Source organism: Verrucosispora sp. TAA-831 (genome assembly GCF_050780145.1).
GTDB lineage: Bacteria > Actinomycetota > Actinomycetes > Mycobacteriales > Micromonosporaceae > Micromonospora.
This window is the reverse complement of record NZ_CP192240.1, coordinates 6,239,337-6,256,542: the sequence shown is the minus strand read 5'-3', so window position 1 is coordinate 6,256,542 and position 17,206 is coordinate 6,239,337. Positions and strand designations below refer to the sequence as shown.

The 17,206-nt window shown below is 73.6% G+C and carries 17 protein-coding genes and 1 pseudogene; 13 read left to right on the top strand and 5 right to left on the bottom strand.

What is annotated here, in order from left to right; genetic code table 11:
• Nucleotides 1–5 precede the first annotated feature (5 nt).
• The 5 genes from ACQVFL_RS27900 to ACQVFL_RS27880 all read left to right on the top strand — a co-directional run bounded on the left by ACQVFL_RS27900 (nt 6) and on the right by ACQVFL_RS27880 (nt 4,618).
• Nucleotides 6–743, top strand: a complete 738-nt coding sequence (locus ACQVFL_RS27900) for a methyltransferase domain-containing protein (protein WP_396689834.1) — start codon at nt 6–8, stop codon at nt 741–743.
• A 281-nt stretch (nt 744–1,024) separates the two neighbouring features.
• On the top strand, nt 1,025–2,194 hold the full coding sequence (locus ACQVFL_RS27895; protein WP_431727927.1) for an acyl-CoA dehydrogenase family protein: 1,170 nt from the start codon (nt 1,025–1,027) through the stop codon (nt 2,192–2,194).
• A 34-nt stretch (nt 2,195–2,228) separates the two neighbouring features.
• Nucleotides 2,229–3,278 (top strand): type III polyketide synthase, encoded by a 1,050-nt coding sequence (locus ACQVFL_RS27890; RefSeq protein ID WP_396689838.1) that lies wholly within the window; start codon nt 2,229–2,231, stop codon nt 3,276–3,278.
• Nucleotides 3,279–3,304: 26 nt separating this feature from the next.
• Nucleotides 3,305–3,907, top strand: a complete 603-nt coding sequence (locus ACQVFL_RS27885) for a hypothetical protein (RefSeq protein ID WP_396689839.1) — start codon at nt 3,305–3,307, stop codon at nt 3,905–3,907.
• Nucleotides 3,908–3,934: 27 nt separating this feature from the next.
• On the top strand, nt 3,935–4,618 hold the full coding sequence (locus ACQVFL_RS27880) for a hypothetical protein (RefSeq protein WP_431727926.1): 684 nt from the start codon (nt 3,935–3,937) through the stop codon (nt 4,616–4,618).
• A gap of 88 nt (nt 4,619–4,706) precedes the next feature.
• Here the strand turns inward: ACQVFL_RS27880 and ACQVFL_RS27875 are convergent, their stop codons facing one another.
• The gene (locus ACQVFL_RS27875; protein ID WP_431727925.1) at nt 4,707–5,384 is read right to left on the bottom strand and encodes a hypothetical protein; all 678 of its coding nucleotides are present in this window, start codon (nt 5,382–5,384) and stop codon (nt 4,707–4,709) included.
• Between the two features lie 394 nt (nt 5,385–5,778).
• On the opposite strand from ACQVFL_RS27875, the gene ACQVFL_RS27870 reads away from it, so the two are divergent.
• The 4 genes and pseudogenes from ACQVFL_RS27870 to ACQVFL_RS27855 form a co-directional block, all read left to right on the top strand.
• Nucleotides 5,779–6,264, top strand: coding sequence for a CarD family transcriptional regulator (locus ACQVFL_RS27870; RefSeq protein WP_007073334.1), 486 nt, complete (start codon nt 5,779–5,781; stop codon nt 6,262–6,264).
• A gap of 56 nt (nt 6,265–6,320) precedes the next feature.
• Nucleotides 6,321–7,016 (top strand): 2-C-methyl-D-erythritol 4-phosphate cytidylyltransferase, encoded by a 696-nt coding sequence (gene ispD / locus ACQVFL_RS27865; RefSeq protein WP_396689845.1) that lies wholly within the window; start codon nt 6,321–6,323, stop codon nt 7,014–7,016.
• 16 nt (nt 7,017–7,032) lie between these two features.
• The gene (gene ispF / locus ACQVFL_RS27860) at nt 7,033–7,512 is read left to right on the top strand and encodes a 2-C-methyl-D-erythritol 2,4-cyclodiphosphate synthase (RefSeq protein ID WP_396689847.1); all 480 of its coding nucleotides are present in this window, start codon (nt 7,033–7,035) and stop codon (nt 7,510–7,512) included.
• Nucleotides 7,513–7,521: 9 nt separating this feature from the next.
• A pseudogene (locus tag ACQVFL_RS27855) lies at nt 7,522–8,196 on the top strand (tetratricopeptide repeat protein); the annotation flags it as partial.
• An 879-nt stretch (nt 8,197–9,075) separates the two neighbouring features.
• On the opposite strand, the gene ACQVFL_RS27850 reads toward ACQVFL_RS27855, so the two are convergent.
• Nucleotides 9,076–10,242, bottom strand: a complete 1,167-nt coding sequence (locus ACQVFL_RS27850) for a homogentisate 1,2-dioxygenase (protein WP_431727924.1) — start codon at nt 10,240–10,242, stop codon at nt 9,076–9,078.
• Nucleotides 10,243–10,321: 79 nt separating this feature from the next.
• Here ACQVFL_RS27850 and ACQVFL_RS27845 point away from each other — a divergent pair, with 79 nt between their 5' ends.
• The 4 genes from ACQVFL_RS27845 to ACQVFL_RS27830 all read left to right on the top strand — a co-directional run bounded on the left by ACQVFL_RS27845 (nt 10,322) and on the right by ACQVFL_RS27830 (nt 14,202).
• Nucleotides 10,322–11,182 (top strand): hypothetical protein, encoded by an 861-nt coding sequence (locus tag ACQVFL_RS27845; protein WP_396689851.1) that lies wholly within the window; start codon nt 10,322–10,324, stop codon nt 11,180–11,182.
• A 31-nt stretch (nt 11,183–11,213) separates the two neighbouring features.
• The gene (fahA, locus tag ACQVFL_RS27840) at nt 11,214–12,410 is read left to right on the top strand and encodes a fumarylacetoacetase (RefSeq protein WP_396689853.1); all 1,197 of its coding nucleotides are present in this window, start codon (nt 11,214–11,216) and stop codon (nt 12,408–12,410) included.
• Between the two features lie 171 nt (nt 12,411–12,581).
• Nucleotides 12,582–12,791, top strand: coding sequence for a DUF397 domain-containing protein (locus tag ACQVFL_RS27835; RefSeq protein ID WP_131054730.1), 210 nt, complete (start codon nt 12,582–12,584; stop codon nt 12,789–12,791).
• A 160-nt stretch (nt 12,792–12,951) separates the two neighbouring features.
• A complete protein-coding gene (locus ACQVFL_RS27830; RefSeq protein ID WP_431727923.1) occupies nt 12,952–14,202 on the top strand; it encodes a PQQ-binding-like beta-propeller repeat protein in 1,251 nt (416 codons plus the stop codon).
• 114 nt (nt 14,203–14,316) lie between these two features.
• Here ACQVFL_RS27830 and hisC read toward each other — a convergent pair whose 3' ends face one another.
• From hisC to ACQVFL_RS27815, 3 genes are read right to left on the bottom strand one after another with little or no spacing between them, the layout of a single operon-like run.
• Nucleotides 14,317–15,417: a histidinol-phosphate transaminase gene (gene hisC / locus ACQVFL_RS27825; RefSeq protein WP_431727922.1), complete on the bottom strand. Its 1,101-nt coding sequence runs from the start codon at nt 15,415–15,417 to the stop codon at nt 14,317–14,319.
• Nucleotides 15,414–16,397 (bottom strand): RDD family protein, encoded by a 984-nt coding sequence (locus ACQVFL_RS27820; protein ID WP_431727921.1) that lies wholly within the window; start codon nt 16,395–16,397, stop codon nt 15,414–15,416. Before ACQVFL_RS27820 ends, hisC begins: the two co-directional genes overlap by 4 nt.
• A 22-nt stretch (nt 16,398–16,419) precedes the next feature.
• Nucleotides 16,420–17,202 carry an RDD family protein gene (locus tag ACQVFL_RS27815; protein WP_431727920.1) on the bottom strand — a complete coding sequence of 261 codons (783 nt, stop codon included), beginning with the start codon at nt 17,200–17,202 and terminating at the stop codon, nt 16,420–16,422.
• Nucleotides 17,203–17,206 lie beyond the last annotated feature (4 nt).

The window sequence follows — 17,206 nt, the reverse complement described above, 5'->3', positions numbered from 1 at the left end:
GGTGAATGCGTGACGCCGGCCTGAGCCTGCCCCGCAACGACCCGCGTCAGTACGACGACCTGGCCGGCGAATGGTGGCGGCCGGACGGCGCATTCGCGATGCTGCACTGGCTGGCCGAGGCGCGGGCGGCGATGGTCCCACCGGCGACGCGGCCCGACGCGGTCCTGGTCGACCTCGGGTGCGGTGCCGGCCTGCTCGCCCCGCATCTGGTCGGCAAGGGCTACCGGCACGTGGGGGTGGACCTGACCCGGTCCGCACTGGCCCAGGCCGCCGCGCACGGTGTGACGGTGGTCAACGGCGACGCCACCCGGGTGCCCCTCGCCGACGGCTGTGCCGACGTGGTGGCCGCCGGTGAGCTGCTGGAACACGTCCCCGACTGGCGGGCCGTGGTGGCCCAGGCGTGCCGCCTGCTGCGTCCCGGCGGGCTGCTGGTGCTGGACACGCTCAACGACACCGCGCTGGCTCGGCTGGTGGCGGTCCGCATCGCCGAGCGGCTGCCGACCGTGCCGCGTGGCATCCACGACCCACGGCTGTTCGTGGACCACCGTGAGCTGATCGCCGAGTGCGCCCGGCACGGCGTGGACCTGCGGGTCCGGGGCGTCCGTCCGGCGGTGCCGGGCCTGCTGCGCTGGCTGTTCCGCCAGGTACGCGGCGCGGCGACGCCGCCCGGCCAGGCACCGCGCATCGTGCCGACCGGTTCGCCGGCCGTGCTCTACCAGGGCCGTGGGGTGTACGGCGGGTAGCCGCTGCGAGCGGGGGTAAGGGAAGCCGAGAAGGGGGTTCCATGAGCGAGCGCCAGCGAGCGAGTCATCGGCTCAGTGTGTGGGTGTCTCGTGGCGGTACGCAGCGCAGCGGAGTGCCGGCATGAGCGGGCGCCAGCGAGCGAGTCATCGGCTCAGTGTGTGGGTGTCTCGTGGCGGTACGCAGCGCAGCGGAGTGCCGGCATGAGCGGGCGCCAGCGAGCGAGTCATCGGCTCAGTGTGTGGGTGTCTCGTGGCGGTACGCAGCGCAGCGGAGTGCCGGCATGAGCGTGCGGTCGGTGTTGGACGCCGCGCGGCGGCTGGCGCCCCGGCTGGCGGCCCGGGCGGCCGGGCACGACCGGGACGGGTCGTTCCCGGTGGACGACTTCGCCGATCTCGGTGCGGCCGGGCTGTTCGGGCTGATGGTCCCCGCCGAGCTGGGCGGCGCCGGGGCGACGTTCGCCGGGTACGCGGCCGTCGCCACCGAGCTGGCCCGGGGCAACGGTGCCACGGCTCTGGTGTTCAACATGCACGCCTCGGTCACCGGCGCCCTGGGTGCGGTCACCGAGGAACTGGCCGAGGCGTTGGGCGTACCGGACGAGGCGCTCGCCGCCCGCGACCGGTTGCTGCGGGCGGCGGCCGAGGGGGCGTGGTACGCGGTCGCGATGAGCGAGCGCGGCGCCGGTGCCCGGTTGTCCCAGCTCGCCACCGTCTACGAGCCGGTCGACGGCGGATGGCGGATCAAGGGCAGCAAGACCTTCTGCTCGGGCGCCGGCCACGCCGACGGCTACCTGGTGGCGGCCCGCAGCGCGGCGGACCCGTCGGTGGTCTCGCAGTTCCTGGTGCCGGCCGGTGCGGGGCTGACCGTCGAGCCGACCTGGGACGCGCTCGGCATGCGCGCGACCGCCTCGCACGACCTGCACCTGGACGTCACCGTGCCGGCCGATCGGCTGCTCGGCGGGGTCGAGGGCCTGGCCCTGGTGGTCGCCCAGCTCATGCCGCACTGGCTGGTGGCCAGCTACGCCGCCGTCTACGTCGGGGTGGCACAGGCGTCGATCGACGCGGCGGCGGAACACCTGAACGCCCGAGGTCTGACGCACCTGCCGGCGGTCCGCGCCCGGTTGGGGCGGGCCGACGCCGCGGTGGCGGCGGCGCGGCTCACGGTCGCCGAGGCGGCCCGCCGGGTGGACGAGGCACCGGGCGACGCCGAGACGAACCGTTGGGTGTGGCGGGCCAAGCTGCTGGCCGGTACGACCGCGGCGGAGGTGGCCGCGTCCATGCTGGAGGCGGCCGGCACGTCCGCCACCCGGCGCGGCCACCCGTTGGAGCGCCTCTACCGGGACGCCCGTTGCGGGTCGCTGCACCCGGCCACCTCCGACGTCTGCGCCGACTGGTTGGGCATCGCCGCGCTCGGCGGTGACCCGGACCGTGACGGGTCGGCTCCTCGTTGGTGAGCGTGGGGAGCCCGAGCGAGCGGAAGGTGGGACGGTGACCGTACCGGTGATCGCGGGTGTGGGTACGGCTCATCCGCCCTCGGCCGACCAGCAGGAACTCTGGGAGCGGTTCTTCTCCCGGCACTACTCCGGCAGTACTCGTGCGCTCGCCGAACGGATCTTCGCGAACTCGGGGGTGACCCGCCGGCAGGCGGCGGTGAGTCCGCTGATCGAGGACGTCTCGGACTGGCCGACCGAGCGGCGGATGCGCCGCTACCAGGTGGAGGCGTTGCCGCTGGGCAAGGAGGCGGTCGGTCGTGCGCTGACCTCGGCCGGGCTGGACGCCGGGGACGTCGGTCTCTTCGTGGTCTGCTCCTGCACCGGGTACGCCACCCCGGGGCTGGACATCCTGCTCGCTCGTGACCTGGGCATGTCCTCGACGACGCAGCGGATGTTCGTCGGCCACATGGGCTGTTACGCGGCCCTGCCGGGGCTGGGCGCGGCGAGTGACTTCGTGGTCTCCCGGGGACGCCCGGCGTTGCTGCTCTGCGCCGAGTTGACCAGCCTGCACCTGCAACCCTCGTCGGCCCGGGTGGACACCCAGCAGATCGTCTCCCACGCGCTCTTCTCGGACGCCGCGGTCGCCGCCGTGATCATGCCCGGCGGCCGGGGGTACGCGGTACGCGAGGTCACCTCGGTCACCGACACCTCCACGGCCGACCACATGACGTGGGACGTGACCGACACCGGATTCCGGATGGGGCTCTCGCCGAAGGTGCCGCAGGTGCTGTCGACCCACGTACGCGGGCTGGTGGAGGGCCTGCTGGCCCGGCACGGCGCCACGGTGTCCGGGGTGGACGGCTGGGCGGTGCACCCGGGCGGGCCGCGCATCCTGAACGTGGTGGAGCGCGAACTGGAGCTGCCGCCGACCGGGTTGGCGGCGTCCCGGGCGACGCTGGACGAGCACGGCAACTGCTCGTCCCCGACGGTGCTGCTGATCCTCGACCGTCTGCTGCGGGCCGCGCCGTCGCCTCGCCGGGTGCTGATGCTCGCGTTCGGACCCGGGCTGACCCTCTACGCGGTCCTGCTGGAACGGCACGTCTGATCGCGCGGGCGGCTACCCTGGAACTCATGCACGTCGATCCGGTTCATCGGCTGCGCGGCGCTCTGCTCGCCGGGATCGGTGCGGTCGCGCTGGCGCTCGGAGGCTGGTGGTGGCAGGCGCAGGCACCGACACCGGCCCCGGCGCCGATCGGTCCCGGCGACGGCCCGTGGTCGGCGACGACGTGGCGGATGGAGCCCGGCATCAGGACCAGCGTCGTACTCGACGGACGAAGCGGTGCCGTCGTCTCGGCGCATCCCGGCGGCGGGTACGGGCCGCCCGGCGGCACGGCGGACGCGTCGTCCAGTGCCGACCATCGGAGCCCAGGGCGGGCGGAGGTCCGCAATGTGGTCTGGACCGAGTCGACGAAGCTCAGCGAGGGCGCGTCGGTGGTCCGACGGGCCCCGATCGGGTACGGCGAGTCGTTCCGGCTCCGCTTCCGGTGCATCGGGCCGGGAGACCTGTTGGTGACGGTCGACGGAGCGCGGGCGGCGGACCCGATCACGATCGGCTGCGACGGTGCGGCGGCCACGACGGAGGTGACCGGCACCGGCGGCCCGGTACGCATCTCGTTCTCCACCGCAGGTGCGGAGCCGCTGCAACTGGAGGCCCGCCTGATCGCGCCGTCCTGAGCCGCTCGGGCATCTACTCTTCTCGGCATGCGTGACGATCCCGTCCATCGGCTCCGAGGCGCCCTGCTCGCCGGTGTGGGGGTGGTGGCGCTCGCTGCCGGTGGCGGTTGGTGGCAGGCGACCGCACCGGCCGGGCCGACATCCAGCAGCGTCCCCCAGGCGAGCGGCTGGCAGGTGGAGCCGCTCACCGGTGGCTGGACCCGGCAGTATCGCGGTACCGACTCGCCCCGACCAGAGGCGACGGCGACATTCCGGGTGGATGCGGCGACCGGCGCGTCGTTCTGGGTGGATCCGGCCACCGGTTCCTCGCTCGTGTTCGAAACACGCGACGGCAGGAGACGCGTGCTGGCCGGGGCGGGTTCGGGTGACGTCAGCGTTCCGGAGACCGGAGAGCCGGGCCGGCGGCGGGCCGGCGGCGGCAACGTGGTGTGGTTCGACCGATCGACGTTGCGGGCGGGCGAGCCCGTGGTCCGCAGGGCTCGGGTCGCCGACGGCGACCAGTTGACGTTGCTCGTCAGCTGCACCGGTTCGGGCGAGGTCAGCGTCGCCGTCGACGGTGCCCGGGGTGCGTTCTACCCACACCGGGTCGAGTGCACGGGGGCGCTGTCGACGATCGGGATCACCGGTGCCGGTGGGCCGCTGCGGGTCACGTTCTATCCCGGCGAGGCGGCGCAGGCCCAACTGGTGGCCCGCCTGATCGCTCAGTCCTGAGATCGGTCAGACCGGCCAGGCCGGGTGTCGCGGCGGTGGCCGGGTCGGGCCCGGCCACCGGCTCACCGTCCAGCTCCGCGAGGCGCGGTCAGCCCGCCAGGCGGGCGAGTTCGGCCTGGTAGTCGGCGAGAGAGCCGACCTCGGGCACGACCAGGACGATCCGGCCGGTGCGGTCGGCGAGCAGGGCGGTCACCGTGTCCGGGCGGGCCGGCAGGTGCAGGAAGTCGCGGAGGCCACCGGCCGGATCGGCCAGCGCGCGGACCTCGGTGCCGGCCGGTGCGGCCCGAGGACGGGCGGCGGCGACGGTGACCACGCTCACTCCGGCCGGTGCCGCCGTCGCTGCCTCGGCGACCCGCTCCGGGCAGGCGCACCCGTCGACCAGCAGCACCACGGTCGGCACCAGGCCGCGCAGCGGCACCGGGGACTGCCCGCCGTCGACCAGGTCCAGGGCGGGCAACGGTCGTCCGGTGAGGCGGATCGGTGCCGGGTCGGGAGTGCCGGTGGTCGGCCCGGGGGAGCGGCCGGCGCGGGGCCAGGTGGCAGCGGCCAGGCCGGCGACCGTCGCCACGACCGCGAGCAGCAGCGCGAGCACCGGCAACGCGGACGAACGCCACCGCCGGGCTCGTCCGGCGGCGGGGCCGTGCAGCTCACGGCGTATCTGCTCGGCCTCGTTCGCGAGGGCGGCGGCGTCGTCGGGGACGACCACCCGGCCCCACTCGGGCGGCAGGTCGGGCAACCCGGGACCGTCGGCGTCGGCCTTGCCCATCACCACCCCCTCAGGGCGACCGGCGGTGGGACCGCCCTGTCGCCGGTCGGTCCCGACCCTCGCGGATGCGGGTACGCGGGCACCCCTCCAGCGTCCCGTACCAGGCCCGGGTCGCGCTACCGCTGCCCACACTCCGCAACGGCGGGATATCATGGGGCGGGTGGCGTAGGCCCTGACGTGCAATGCCAATCGTGATCTTCGATGGCTCTCGCCGGACGATGTCCGGGGGTCATCTTCTGATTACGCAGCGTGGTCGAATCATTGTTTGGGTGGTCTGTCAAGCCGAAGAAATACCTCTCACAGGGCCCCTGAGCTGCGCCAACGGTCAGGACAGCGGTGAGACATCGGTGCCTGAGCGTGTTACCCTAGACACAGCGAAAGGGGTTTCGAACCTATGGTTTTCAGTGTCGGCGAGACCGTTGTTTACCCCCACCACGGGGCCGCACTCATCGAGGCAATCGAGACTCGGGTCATCAAGGGCGAGCCCAAGCAGTACCTCGTCCTGAGGGTCGCGCAGGGTGACCTGACGGTCCGGGTGCCCGCTGAGAACGCCGAGATCGTGGGTGTGCGCGAGGTGGTCGGCGAAGAGGGTCTCGGCAAGGTCTTCGACGTTCTCCGGGCTCCGCACACCGAGGAGCCGACCAACTGGTCGCGGCGTTACAAGGCAAATCTGGAGAAGCTGGCCTCCGGCAACCCGCTGAAGGTGGCCGAGGTCGTGCGTGACCTGTGGCGCCGGGAGCGGGAGCGTGGGCTGTCCGCAGGTGAGAAGCGGATGCTCGCCAAGGCTCGCGACATTCTCGTCGGCGAGGTCGCGCTGGCCGAGAAGAGCACCAAGGACGAGGCGGAGACGCTGCTCGACAAGGTGCTGACCGAGGCCTAGTCCGCACAGCATCGTCGTACCCACTTCGTAGCGAAGAAACCATCGAGGACCGCGACGTGACCGCGCAGCTTAATCCGCGCGGTGACGTCGCGGTCCTCGTGCCTGCGGCCGGTGCCGGCGTACGCCTGGGGCCGGGCCGTCCGAAGGCGCTACGGCTGCTGGCCGGCGAGCCGCTGCTGGTGCACGCGGTCCGCCGGCTCGCCGCCGCTCCGTCGGTGCGCACCATCGTGGTGGCCGCACCGGTCGCCGACGTCCCGGCGGTGCGCGACCTGCTCGCCCCGGTCGCGCCGGTGACGGTGGTGCCGGGCGGGGCGGAACGGCAGGCGTCGGTGGCCGCCGCCCTGGCCGCCGTGCCGGAGGGCCCCGAGATCGTCCTGGTGCACGACGCGGCCCGCGCGTTGACCCCGTCGACCCTGGTGGAGTCGGTGGCTGCTGCGGTCCGGGACGGCCACGACGCGGTGATCCCCGTGCTGCCCGTGGTCGACACGATCAAGGAGGTCGACGCCGGTGAGGTGGTGCTCGGCACCGTCGACCGGGCCGCGTTGCGGGCCGTGCAGACCCCGCAGGGCTTCCGCCGGGCGGTGCTGACCGCCGCGCACGCCGCTGCCGGTGACCCGCTCACCGATGACGCCGGGCTGGTCGAGAAGCAGGGGGTACCGGTGTACTGCGTACCCGGATCGGACCACGCTCTGAAGATCACCCGGCCGTTCGACCTGGCGCTGGCCGAGCACCTGCTCTCCGCCGGGCTCTGACGCGTACCCTCGTTTCATGATCGTTCCTCGGGTGGCCATCGGCACCGACGTGCACGCCTTCGAGGCCGGTCGGCCCTGCTGGGTCGCCGGCCTGCACTGGCCCGACCAGGACGGCCTGGCCGGACACTCGGACGCGGACGTCGCCGCCCACGCCGCCTGCAACGCGCTGCTCTCCGCCGCCGGTCTGGGCGATCTGGGTGCCAACTTCGGCGTGGACCAGCCCGAGTGGGCGGGTGCCAGCGGGGTGGCTCTGCTCGCCGAGTCGGCCCGTCGGGTCCGGGCTGCCGGCTTCGTCGTCGGCAACGTGTCGGTCCAGGTCGTGGGCGTACGCCCGAAGATCGGCCCACGCCGCGCGGAGGCCGAGCAGGTGCTCTCCGAGGCGGTCGGCGCACCGGTCACCGTCTCCGCCGCCACCACCGACGGCCTGGGCTTCACCGGGCGCGGCGAGGGGCTCGCCGGGATCGCGGTCGCCCTGGTCCACGAGCAGGCGAGCTAGGCTCGCGCGATGTCCGCCGACGTCCCCACCGATCCGCCCACCGCCGACGGCTACCTTGAGCGCGCCACCCTCCTCGCCGAGCTGGGCCGCTACGACGAGGCCGCCGCCGAGCTGGGCTTCGCCCTCGCCCTCGATCCGGCCGCCGTCGAGGCGTCGACGATGCTGGCCCGGGTGCACCTGGCCGCGGACCGCCCGGCCGAGGCGCTCACCGCCGCCGAGACGGCCGTCGCGGCGGCGCCGGGGCAGGTCGCCCCACTGGTCGTGCGGGGGCTGGCCCTGGGCGACCTGGAACGGTACGGCGAGGCTGCCCGTACCGCCGACGAGATCCTGGCGCTGGGGCCGGAGGACGCGTACGCGCAGCGCAGCGGGGCGGCGATCCTGGCCGGCTCCCGTAACGGGCAGCCGGCGCTGAACGCGGCCTGGCACGGGGTGGAGCTGGCACCCGAGGAGCCGCAGGCGCATCTGGTGCTCGGTCTGGTCGCGGCCAACATGCAGATGTACGACCTGGCCGAGCGTGCCTACCGGGAGGCGCTGCGGCTGGACCCACGCCTGGCCGAGGTGAGCGGGGACGTCGGCGTGCTGCGGTTGGAGCAGCGCCGGTGGAGTGCCACGCTGGAACAGCTCGCGGAGGCGGCGGTGGCGAGCCTGCCGCCCGATTCGGGCCGCCGGGACGGGTCACGGACCGACCCGAACCGGCCGGACGCCGTCCCGGACGACCTGAGCGGTCTCGACCAGTCCCGGGACGACACCTCGGACGGGCGGAAACCGGGTCCGGGTGGGCCGGGCGGCCCGACGGCTGGCCAGAGCGGTCCGAGCTGGCCCAGCGGCGGCCCAAGTTGGCCCAGCGGCGGTCCGAGCTGGCCCACGGCGGGCCAGAGCGGGACGAGTCGGCCGGAGAACCCGACCGGGCCCGGGACGGGCCAGCCGGAGGGGCAGAGCGGCCCCGGTCGGCCGTTGGGCGGTCAGAGCGGCACGAACCAGGGCGGATCGGACCAGGCCAGCGCGGACCAGGGCGGCGCGGACCAGGCGGGGGCAAGCGCCGGGCGGTCGGCCGACGGGCGGGACGAGCCGCCGGCCTGGCCCGCCGAGAGCGGACCGGCCGAGGCGTACCGGGCTGACCCCTTCGCCGCACCGGGGGGCAGCGCGGGGCCGGTCGGTCCGGTCGCCGACCGTACCGTGCCGGCGGCGTTGCGGCAGCTTGTCGTCTGGGGCGCCGGCTGGTCGGTGATCGCCGCCGTGATGGTCGCCTGTTCGGCCGCCACCGGGCCCGGCTTCTCCCGTCTGATGGCGGTGCTGGCCGCGGCCGGCGGCGGCTTCGTGGTGTGGCGGCAGGCGTCGCGGCTGCCCGGGCTGACCCGGACCGTGCTGCCGGTGCTGCGGCGCACCGACCGGACGCTCGCGTTCGCCGTCTACGGTGCCTGCGTGGCACCCGTGTTCATCCTGCTCTACGCCCTGCTGGGCACCCCGTGGCCGCTCGTGCTGGCGATCGGGGTGGCGATGGCCGCGCAACTCGCGATCGTCACCCGACCGGTCGCCTGACCGGCCGGGGTACGGCGGCCCGGGTCAGGGGCGGCGGGCCCAGGTCCAGGCGTACGCGTCGTCCTCGCACTCGTTCGCCGCGTCGCACAGGTCGAGTGGCCGGAAGGTGTCGACCATGACCGCCAGCTCGTCGAAGAAGTCCACCCCGATCGAGCGCTCCGCCGCGCCGGGCTGCGGTCCGTGCGTGAAGCCGGACGGGTGCAGCGAGATGGACCCCTGCTCGATGCCGGAGCCGCGCCGGGCCTCGTAGTTGCCGCCGGTGTAGAAGAGCATCTCGTCGGAGTCGACGTTGTGGTGGTGGTACGGCACCGGGATGGCGCCCGGGTGGTAGTCGACCTTGCGCGGGACGAACGAGCAGATCACGAAGTTCGGCCCCTGGAAGGTCTGGTGCACCGGTGGCGGCTGGTGGACACGGCCGGTGATCGGCTCGAAGTCGTGGATGGAGAAGGCCCACGGGTACATGTGCCCGTCCCACCCGACCACGTCGAACGGGTGGTTGGCGAAGACGTGTCGTGTCCAGCCCCGGCGGTGGCGGACCAGCACGTCCACGTCGGTGCCGTCGACCAGCAGCGGCGTGTCCGGTCCCCGGACGTCGCGCTCGCAGTACGGCGAGTGCTCCAGGAACTGCCCGCGTACGGAGAGGTAGCGCTTGGGCGGGCCGATGTGCCCGGACGCCTCGACGGCGAGCAGCCGGGTCGGCGTGTCACCGGTCGGCACCAGCCGGTGCACCGTCGAGGTCGGGATGATCACGTAGTCGCCGGCGGTCACGTCCAGCACCCCGAAGGTCGACTCGACCCGCAGCGCCCCGGACTCGACGTAGAGGCAGTGGTCGCCGGTGGCGTCCCGGAACAGCGGGGAGGGCCGGTCGGCCAGCACGTACGCGATCCGGACGTCGTCGTTGGCGAGCAGGTAGCGCCGGCCGAGGACCGGGTCGGTCCCGGTGCCGTCGAGCTTGTGGGTCCGCAGGTGCCGGGGCTTGAGCGGCAGGTTGGGCACCCGGGTCACCACCGGTGGGGTGAACTCCTCGGCGGCGACGATCGCGGTCGGCGCGTACCGGTGGTAGAGCAGGGAGGAGTCGGAGGAGAAGCCCTCCTGGCCCATCAGTTCCTCGGTGTAGAGGCTGCCGTCGGGCTGCCGGAACTGGGTGTGACGCTTGCGTGGCACCTCGCCGACGCTGCGGTAGTACGGCATCTCGCCTCCCGGTCACCAGCGCGTCCGATAATCGGACGCTGTTGTCCGCTTCTTAGAGCGTCCCGTACATTCTTGTCTCGTGTCAACGCAGCTTCCCGCGCTCGTCACCGGACTCGTCGACGACGCCGCCGTCTTCCCGCCGGGCAGCGCGTCGCTGCGCGACGCCCTCGCCGCCCACCGGCAGCACCGCGCCGCCTGGTACGCCGACCTCGTCGGCCCGCTGCTGCTGCCGGCCTCCACCGTGACCGCGGGCGAGCTGGACGGCCTGGTCGATCCCGGGCTCGCCATCGGGTTGATCGGCGACACTGGTCTGGACCGCCTGCCCTTCGCGCTGTCGTTCCTGCCGCCGCTCGGCGTGACCGCCCGGCAGGTCGAGGCACCGGTCGCCCGGCGCGGTGAGGACCCGCAGCCCGGCCTGGCCGAGCTGGTGACGCTGACCGACCGGCTGGACGGCGTCCCCGTCTATGCGGAGATCCCGCTGACCTTCGGGCTGATGGGGGCGCTGGACGCGCTGGCCGAGGCGCGGTCCGGTGGGCTGCCGGTCGCCGCGAAGTTCCGCACCGGCGGGCTCGCCGCCGAGCTGTTCCCCACTCCCGCCGAGCTGGCGGCGGTGATCTGCGCCTGCCGGGACCGCGAGCTGCCGTTCAAGCTGACCGCCGGGCTGCACCACGCGGTGCGGCAGGTGGATCCGGAGACCGGCTTCACCCACCACGGCTTCGGCAACGTGCTGACCGCCACGCTGGCCGCCGCCGACGGAGCCGGGGTGGACGCCGTCGCCGAGCTGCTCTCCGTGCGCGACGAGCGCCCGCTGGTGCAGGGCACCGAGGGACGACGGGACTCGGCGCGTCCACTCTGGGTGGGCTTCGGCTCGTGCAGCATTACCGAACCACTGACCGACCTGATCCGGCTCGGGCTGGTGAACGGAGGATTCGAGGGATGAGCGAGTGGGCACTGTGGAACGGAGGGGCGGCGTGAGCTGGGTGACGGGTGCCGAGAGTTCCGGGTACGGGGTGCACCACCTGCCGTACGGGGTGTTCCGGGTGGGCTCCGGCGAGCCCCGGATCGGCGTACGCGTCGGGGACCTCGTGCTGGACCTTGCCGGCGCGGAGGAGGCCGGCCTGGTGCTGGCCGGTGGCGCGTTGCGGCAGCCCACGCTCAACGCGTTCCTGGCGCTGGGCCGCCCGCAGTGGACCGCCGCCCGCCAGCGGATCACCGAGCTGCTCACCGAGGAGACCCATCGCGCGACGGTGGAACCGCTGCTGGTGTCGCTGGCCGAGGTGACGATGGAACTGCCCTTCGAGGTGGCCGACTACGTCGACTTCTACTCCTCGGAGCACCACGCCTCGAACGTCGGACTGATCTTCCGGCCGGGCCAGCCGCCGCTGCTGCCGAACTGGAAGCACCTGCCGATCGGTTACCACGGCCGGGCCGGCACGGTGGTGGTCTCCGGTACCCCGGTGGTGCGCCCGCACGGCCAGCGCCCCGGCCCGCAGGGGCCGGTCTACGGCGCGTCCGCCCGCCTGGACATCGAGGCCGAGGTCGGGTTCGTGGTGGGCGTACCGAGCCCGCTCGGCCGACGGGTCGCCGCCGCCGACTTCGCCGACCACGTCTTCGGGGTGGTGCTGGTCAACGACTGGTCCGCCCGGGACATCCAGGCGTGGGAGTACCAGCCGCTCGGGCCCTTCCTCGGCAAGTCGTTCGCCACATCGGTGGCCGCGTGGATCACCCCGCTGGACGCGTTGCGACACGCCTTCGTGCCCGCTCCGGAACAGGACCCACCGGTGGTCGACTACCTGCGCGAGGAGTCCCGCCTGGGGTTGGACCTGCGGCTGACCGTGCACTGGAACGGCGAGGCGGTCAGCGAGCCGCCGTTCGCCGGCATGTACTGGACGCCCGCCCAGCAACTGGCGCACCTGACCGTCAACGGCGCCTCGCTGCGTACCGGCGATCTGTACGCCTCCGGCACCGTCTCCGGTCCGCAGCGGGACCAGGTCGGCTCGTTCCTGGAACTCACCTGGGGCGGCACCGAGCCGGTCGTGGTGGGCGGAGCGGAGCGAACCTTCCTCGCCGACGGGGACACGGTGACCATCACCGCGACCGCTCCCGGACCGGACGGCAGCACCATCGAGTTGGGTGCGGTCACCGGCACGGTCACGCCCGCCAACTGACCCCAACTTGACACTATTCCTTGATCGCACTCGATGTGCGATCAAGGACCGTCACCGACTTCGTTGATGACCTCGGAATCGCGTCGCCACGAGGAGCCGGGCCGGCCGGTGCCCCCCGTTCCGGTCGGCCCGGCCCCGACTGGCGACACGTCACAAACCGAGGAGATGACGATGCACGAACTCGTGGGCGCGGTCTGGCGCACCAGCAGCCGCTCGAACGACCAGGGACTCTGTGTGGAGGTGGCCGACAACCTGGCCCGTGTCCACGGCGTGGTGGGCATACGCGACTCCAAGGACCAGGCCGGGCCGGTCCTGGTGGTCAGCCCGCCGGACTGGACCTCGTTCGTCGGCGCGATCCGGGCGGGGCACTTCACCCGCTGACGCCGTAGGCCGTGTTCCGCGAGCGCCGTACCGTTCTCGTGGGACACGGCCGTTCCCGTGCCGGGACGGCCCGGTGGCGGTGGGTGTGCCGCCCGTACCGCCGGGACCGTCCCCCGGCGCACTCAGCCCGGCTGGATAGGGTGCCGGTCGGAGGTGCGGGATGGCGTTGACGACGGGCCGGCGACGGATCGTGGCGGTGGTGTCCGTGGCGGTCATGGTCGCGGTCACCGCGATCACCGCGTACCGCGTACTCGCTCCGGCCGAGGTCAGCACGACCGCGCGGGGTGAGTACCCGGCCGCCGCCGTCCGGGAGGCCGGGGTGGTCGGCCGGTTGCCGGTGGCACCGTTGATCGTCGACGGGCGCCTCCGCGTGTACGCGGCACAGCGCCAGGTGTACGCCGACGGGCCGGTGGACGCCCGGCACCGGGGCACGCCGTACTGGTCGTACCGGCGCTGGCCCGCCGAGGTGAGCGGGGTCGTGGCGGCCGGGACCACGGTGGTGAGCCACTGGTCGGACGGGAAGCTGGTGGCGCTGGACGCGCGTACCGGACAGGTGGCCTGGCAGGTCGACGGCCCGGCGCCCGCCGAGGGGTGGACCGCGCGCCGCACCGGCGCCGGTGCGGTCTGGAGCCCGGCGGGCCTGTTCCACACCGGGACCGGCGACCCGCCGACGCTCGTGGTGTCCGGGCCGGAGCGCCTCGCCGCCTTCGCGTTCGACGATGGCCGGGAACTCTGGTCCACGGAGGTGGACGGCGCATGCCGCACCGACGTCGGTACCACCTCGACCGGTCGGTTCGCCGCGGTGGACCGCTGTGCGGGCCCGGCGGTGGTCGAGTTCCGCGACGTGCGCAGCGGTGAGCCGGTGGACCGGTGGCAGCCGCCGGGTGTCACGGCCGAGTGGAGCGTCACCCCGGTCGGTTGCGTCACCGAGGGCGTCCGCTGCGGTGGTCTGCGCGTCACCGGTCCGAGCGACGACGGCGGACGCGGCTGGTTGCTGGCCGCCGACGGCCCGGTGGCCGTGCCCGCGCTCGATCCGTCCGACGCCGAGCTGACCGGCGAGTGGGTCGTCCGGGCGGCGGACGGCGTGGTCACCGGCGGGTCCGCCCGCGACGGCGAGGAGGTCTGGCGACGCACCGACCTCGGGACGGTCCGGATCGTGGCGGTCCAGGCCGACCGGGTGCACCTGGTCACCGAGACCAACGACCTGATCACCGTCGACCCGGCCACCGGTGCCGAACGGTCCCGTTTCGTGCTGAACGTGGGCGCCGACGGGGTCGGCTGGACGCCTGGCGCGGCGTACGCGAGCGGGGGCTATCTGGCGCTGGAGCGGCTCCGGCCGCCGCCCGCCCCGGACGCCGACGACCAGCGCTACTTCCTCACCTCGGAGCCGCTGGTGCTGGCGGCGACCTGAGTCGGCGGGCGCTAGCGAGTCTCGGGCAAATCGGACAAAAGTTACGTATGCTCTCGGTGGGCTTCCGGGCCGGTCCGCTGGGGGATGGCGGACCGGCCCGGCACCGCTCGTGGCTCAGCCCAGCGTGGACTCGGCGGCGGCCAGGAAGGCGTCGTTCTCCTCCGGAGTACCGATGGTCACGCGCACCCCGTCACCCGCGAACGGCCGGACGATCACGCCCCGCGACTCGCACGCCTTGCCGAACGCCACCGCCCGCTCGCCCAACGGCAACCAGACGAAGTTCGCCTGGCTGCTCGGCACGTCCGGGACGAACTTGCGCAGCGCCTCGGTGACCCGGTCCCGCTCGGCCACCACCAGCGCACACCGTCGCTGCACCTCGTCGGCCTGGGCCAACGCGGCCAGCGCGCCCGCCTGCGCCGCCATGCTCGTGGAGAACGGCGTGACGACCTTGCGTACCGCCGCCGCCACCTGCGGCTGCGCGACGAGGAAACCGATCCGCAGACCGGCCAGGCCCCATGCCTTGGACAGGGTGCGCAGCACCGCCACGTTCGGCCGGTCGGCGTAGGTCAACCCGTCCGGCACCTCCGGGTCCGTGACGAACTCCCGGTACGCCTCGTCGATGACCACCAGCACGTCGTCCGGTACCGCGTCCAGGAAACGGTCCAGCTCGGCCCGGCGGACCGCCGTACCGGTCGGGTTGTTCGGGTTGCAGACCAGGATCATCCGCGTCCGGTCGGTCACCGCCGTGGCCATCGCGGACAGGTCGTGCCCGTGCCCGGCCGCGTTGGGCACCTGCACGCTGGTCGCGCCGCTGGTCGCCGCGATGATCGGGTACGCCTCGAAGGAGCGCCACGAGTAGACCAACTCGTCACCGGGCAGGCAGGTGGCCCGGACCAGGTGCTCGGCCAGCGCCACCGAGCCGCAGCCGGTCGCGATCCGGTCCGGGTTCACGCCGTACCGGTCGGCCAGCGCCTGACGCAGCGCGACGACACCCATGTCCGGGTAGCGGTGCGTACCGGCGACCGCCTCGGCGACCGCCTCCACCACCCCGGGGAGCGGGCCGTACGGCACCTCGTTGCTGGCCAGCTTGATGGCCTCGGGCAGACCCAGCTCGCGGGCCAGGTCGGCCGGGCTGCGTCCGGGTACGTAGTTGGGCAGTGCGTCCAGGTCGGCGCGGGTCAACCGGGGTGCCGGCTGTCGTCCGGTGTCGGTCATGGGGTGTCTCCCGATGTGTCGGCACGGTCGTCGGGGCTGCGGTCGTCAGGGGTGCGGGGAAGCTGGACCACCACGGTCTGCGCCCGCTTGTCGTGCAGGGCCTGCCGTAGCGGGTGGTCGAAGAGCGGCGAGAGTGAGTCGATCAACTGGAGCACCAGGCCGAGGCCGCAGCAGTACCAGAGCAGGGTGGGCAGGCCGAGCGTGTTCCAGCGGCGCAGGGCCCGGGCGAAGCCCAGTGGTGCGTCCGCCTCGACCGGCACCGCCTTGACCCGGAGCAGCCGCTTGCCGAAGGTCTGCCCGTTGGCCGCCATCGCCGGAACCTCGTACGCCAACCACAGCGCGGTGGCGAGCAGCAGGATCACCACCACCAGCGAACCGGCCTGATCCCCGGCCGGGGGCAGTGGGTCGGTGGTGCGGTCCTGCGCCTCCACCCGCCGCCAGAACTCGTTGAGCGGCGTGGCGTACGCCTGCGCCAGCCAATAGACGAAGATCCCGTTGACGAACACGTTGAGCAGGAAGACGATGCCGAAGTCGATCAGTCGGGCGCCGAAGCGGGCACCGAACGAGGCCAGCGGCAGCCCGTGCGGCCGGGGTGGGGGTAGCTGACCGGGCCAGGTCGGATACGGCCAGCCCGGCGGCGGTCCCGAGCCGGGCGGCCAGCCCGGCTGCTGTCCGGGGTGGCCGCCGGGTTGTTCGGTGGTGCCGCCGAGTTGGCCTGGCTGTGTTCCGGGCGTGCCGCCGGGCTGGCCGGGCCAGGTGGTCTGCGGGCCCGGCTCGGTGGGTGTGCCGGTCGACGAGCCGGGCCCGGCGGCCGGGGTCGCCGGCGCGGGTTCGGGCGTCGGCTCGGGTTCCGGTGGGGGTGGGCCCTCGGGTGGGGTGGCGTCCACCGGGATGGGCGCGCCGATCCAACCCTCACCGTCCCAGTACCTGCGGGTCTCGGGGTCGGCGGGGTCGACGTACCAACCGGGTGCCACGCTCACGTCGCGGCCTCGCTGCGCTCGTTCACCTCGACACCTTAACGACGACGGTCCCGGCGAACTTGTCGTGGAGGCACTGCTGCCAGGGCTTGTCCCACAACTGCCAGAGCCCGTCGAGGTAGCTGCCGCCCGGCACCAGGGACCCGCCGACGAACTGCACGAGGTACCGCCTACCTGCCGCCCGGCGGTCCAGGGTGTGCGTCGGGTCGAGCATCACCACCCGCAGGTTCATCACCCGCTTGCCGACGCTCTGCCCGCCGTTCCGGATCAGGTACTCCACGTGGTAGACCCAGTACAGCGCGAACATCGCCACGAAGAGACCAGCCTGGAGCAGCAGGAGTGGCAGCAGGAAGTTGGTGACGATGTTCCCCGGGTCCGGTTCGACCAGGGTGCCGTCCGGGTTCGTCCGGGTCAGCGCGCTGAACATCCGGAACCAGACGTAGAGGAAGGCCGGCACGAAGAACACCAGCAGCACCGCACCGGCGACCAGCGAGTCGATCATGTACGCGGCCAGCCGGTCACCGAAGCCGGCCAGCGGCTGCCCGCCCGGTCCGAGTACCGGTGGCGCCACACCCGGCGTCCAGCCGGGCGGCGGCTGCGGTCCGGGCGGACCCGGCCAGCCCGCGCCCGGCTGCTGCGGTCCAGGCGGACCCGACCAGCCGGGCGGTGGCGGATAGCCGGGCGGCGAGTGGCCCGGCGGTGTGTACTGGGGCGGAATCGGTTGCGGCGGGCCGAGGGGCGGCGGTGCGCCGCCGGCCGGGGGCGTAGGCCCACCGGCCGGCGACGGGTGCGCGGGAGGCTGGGTCACGCTG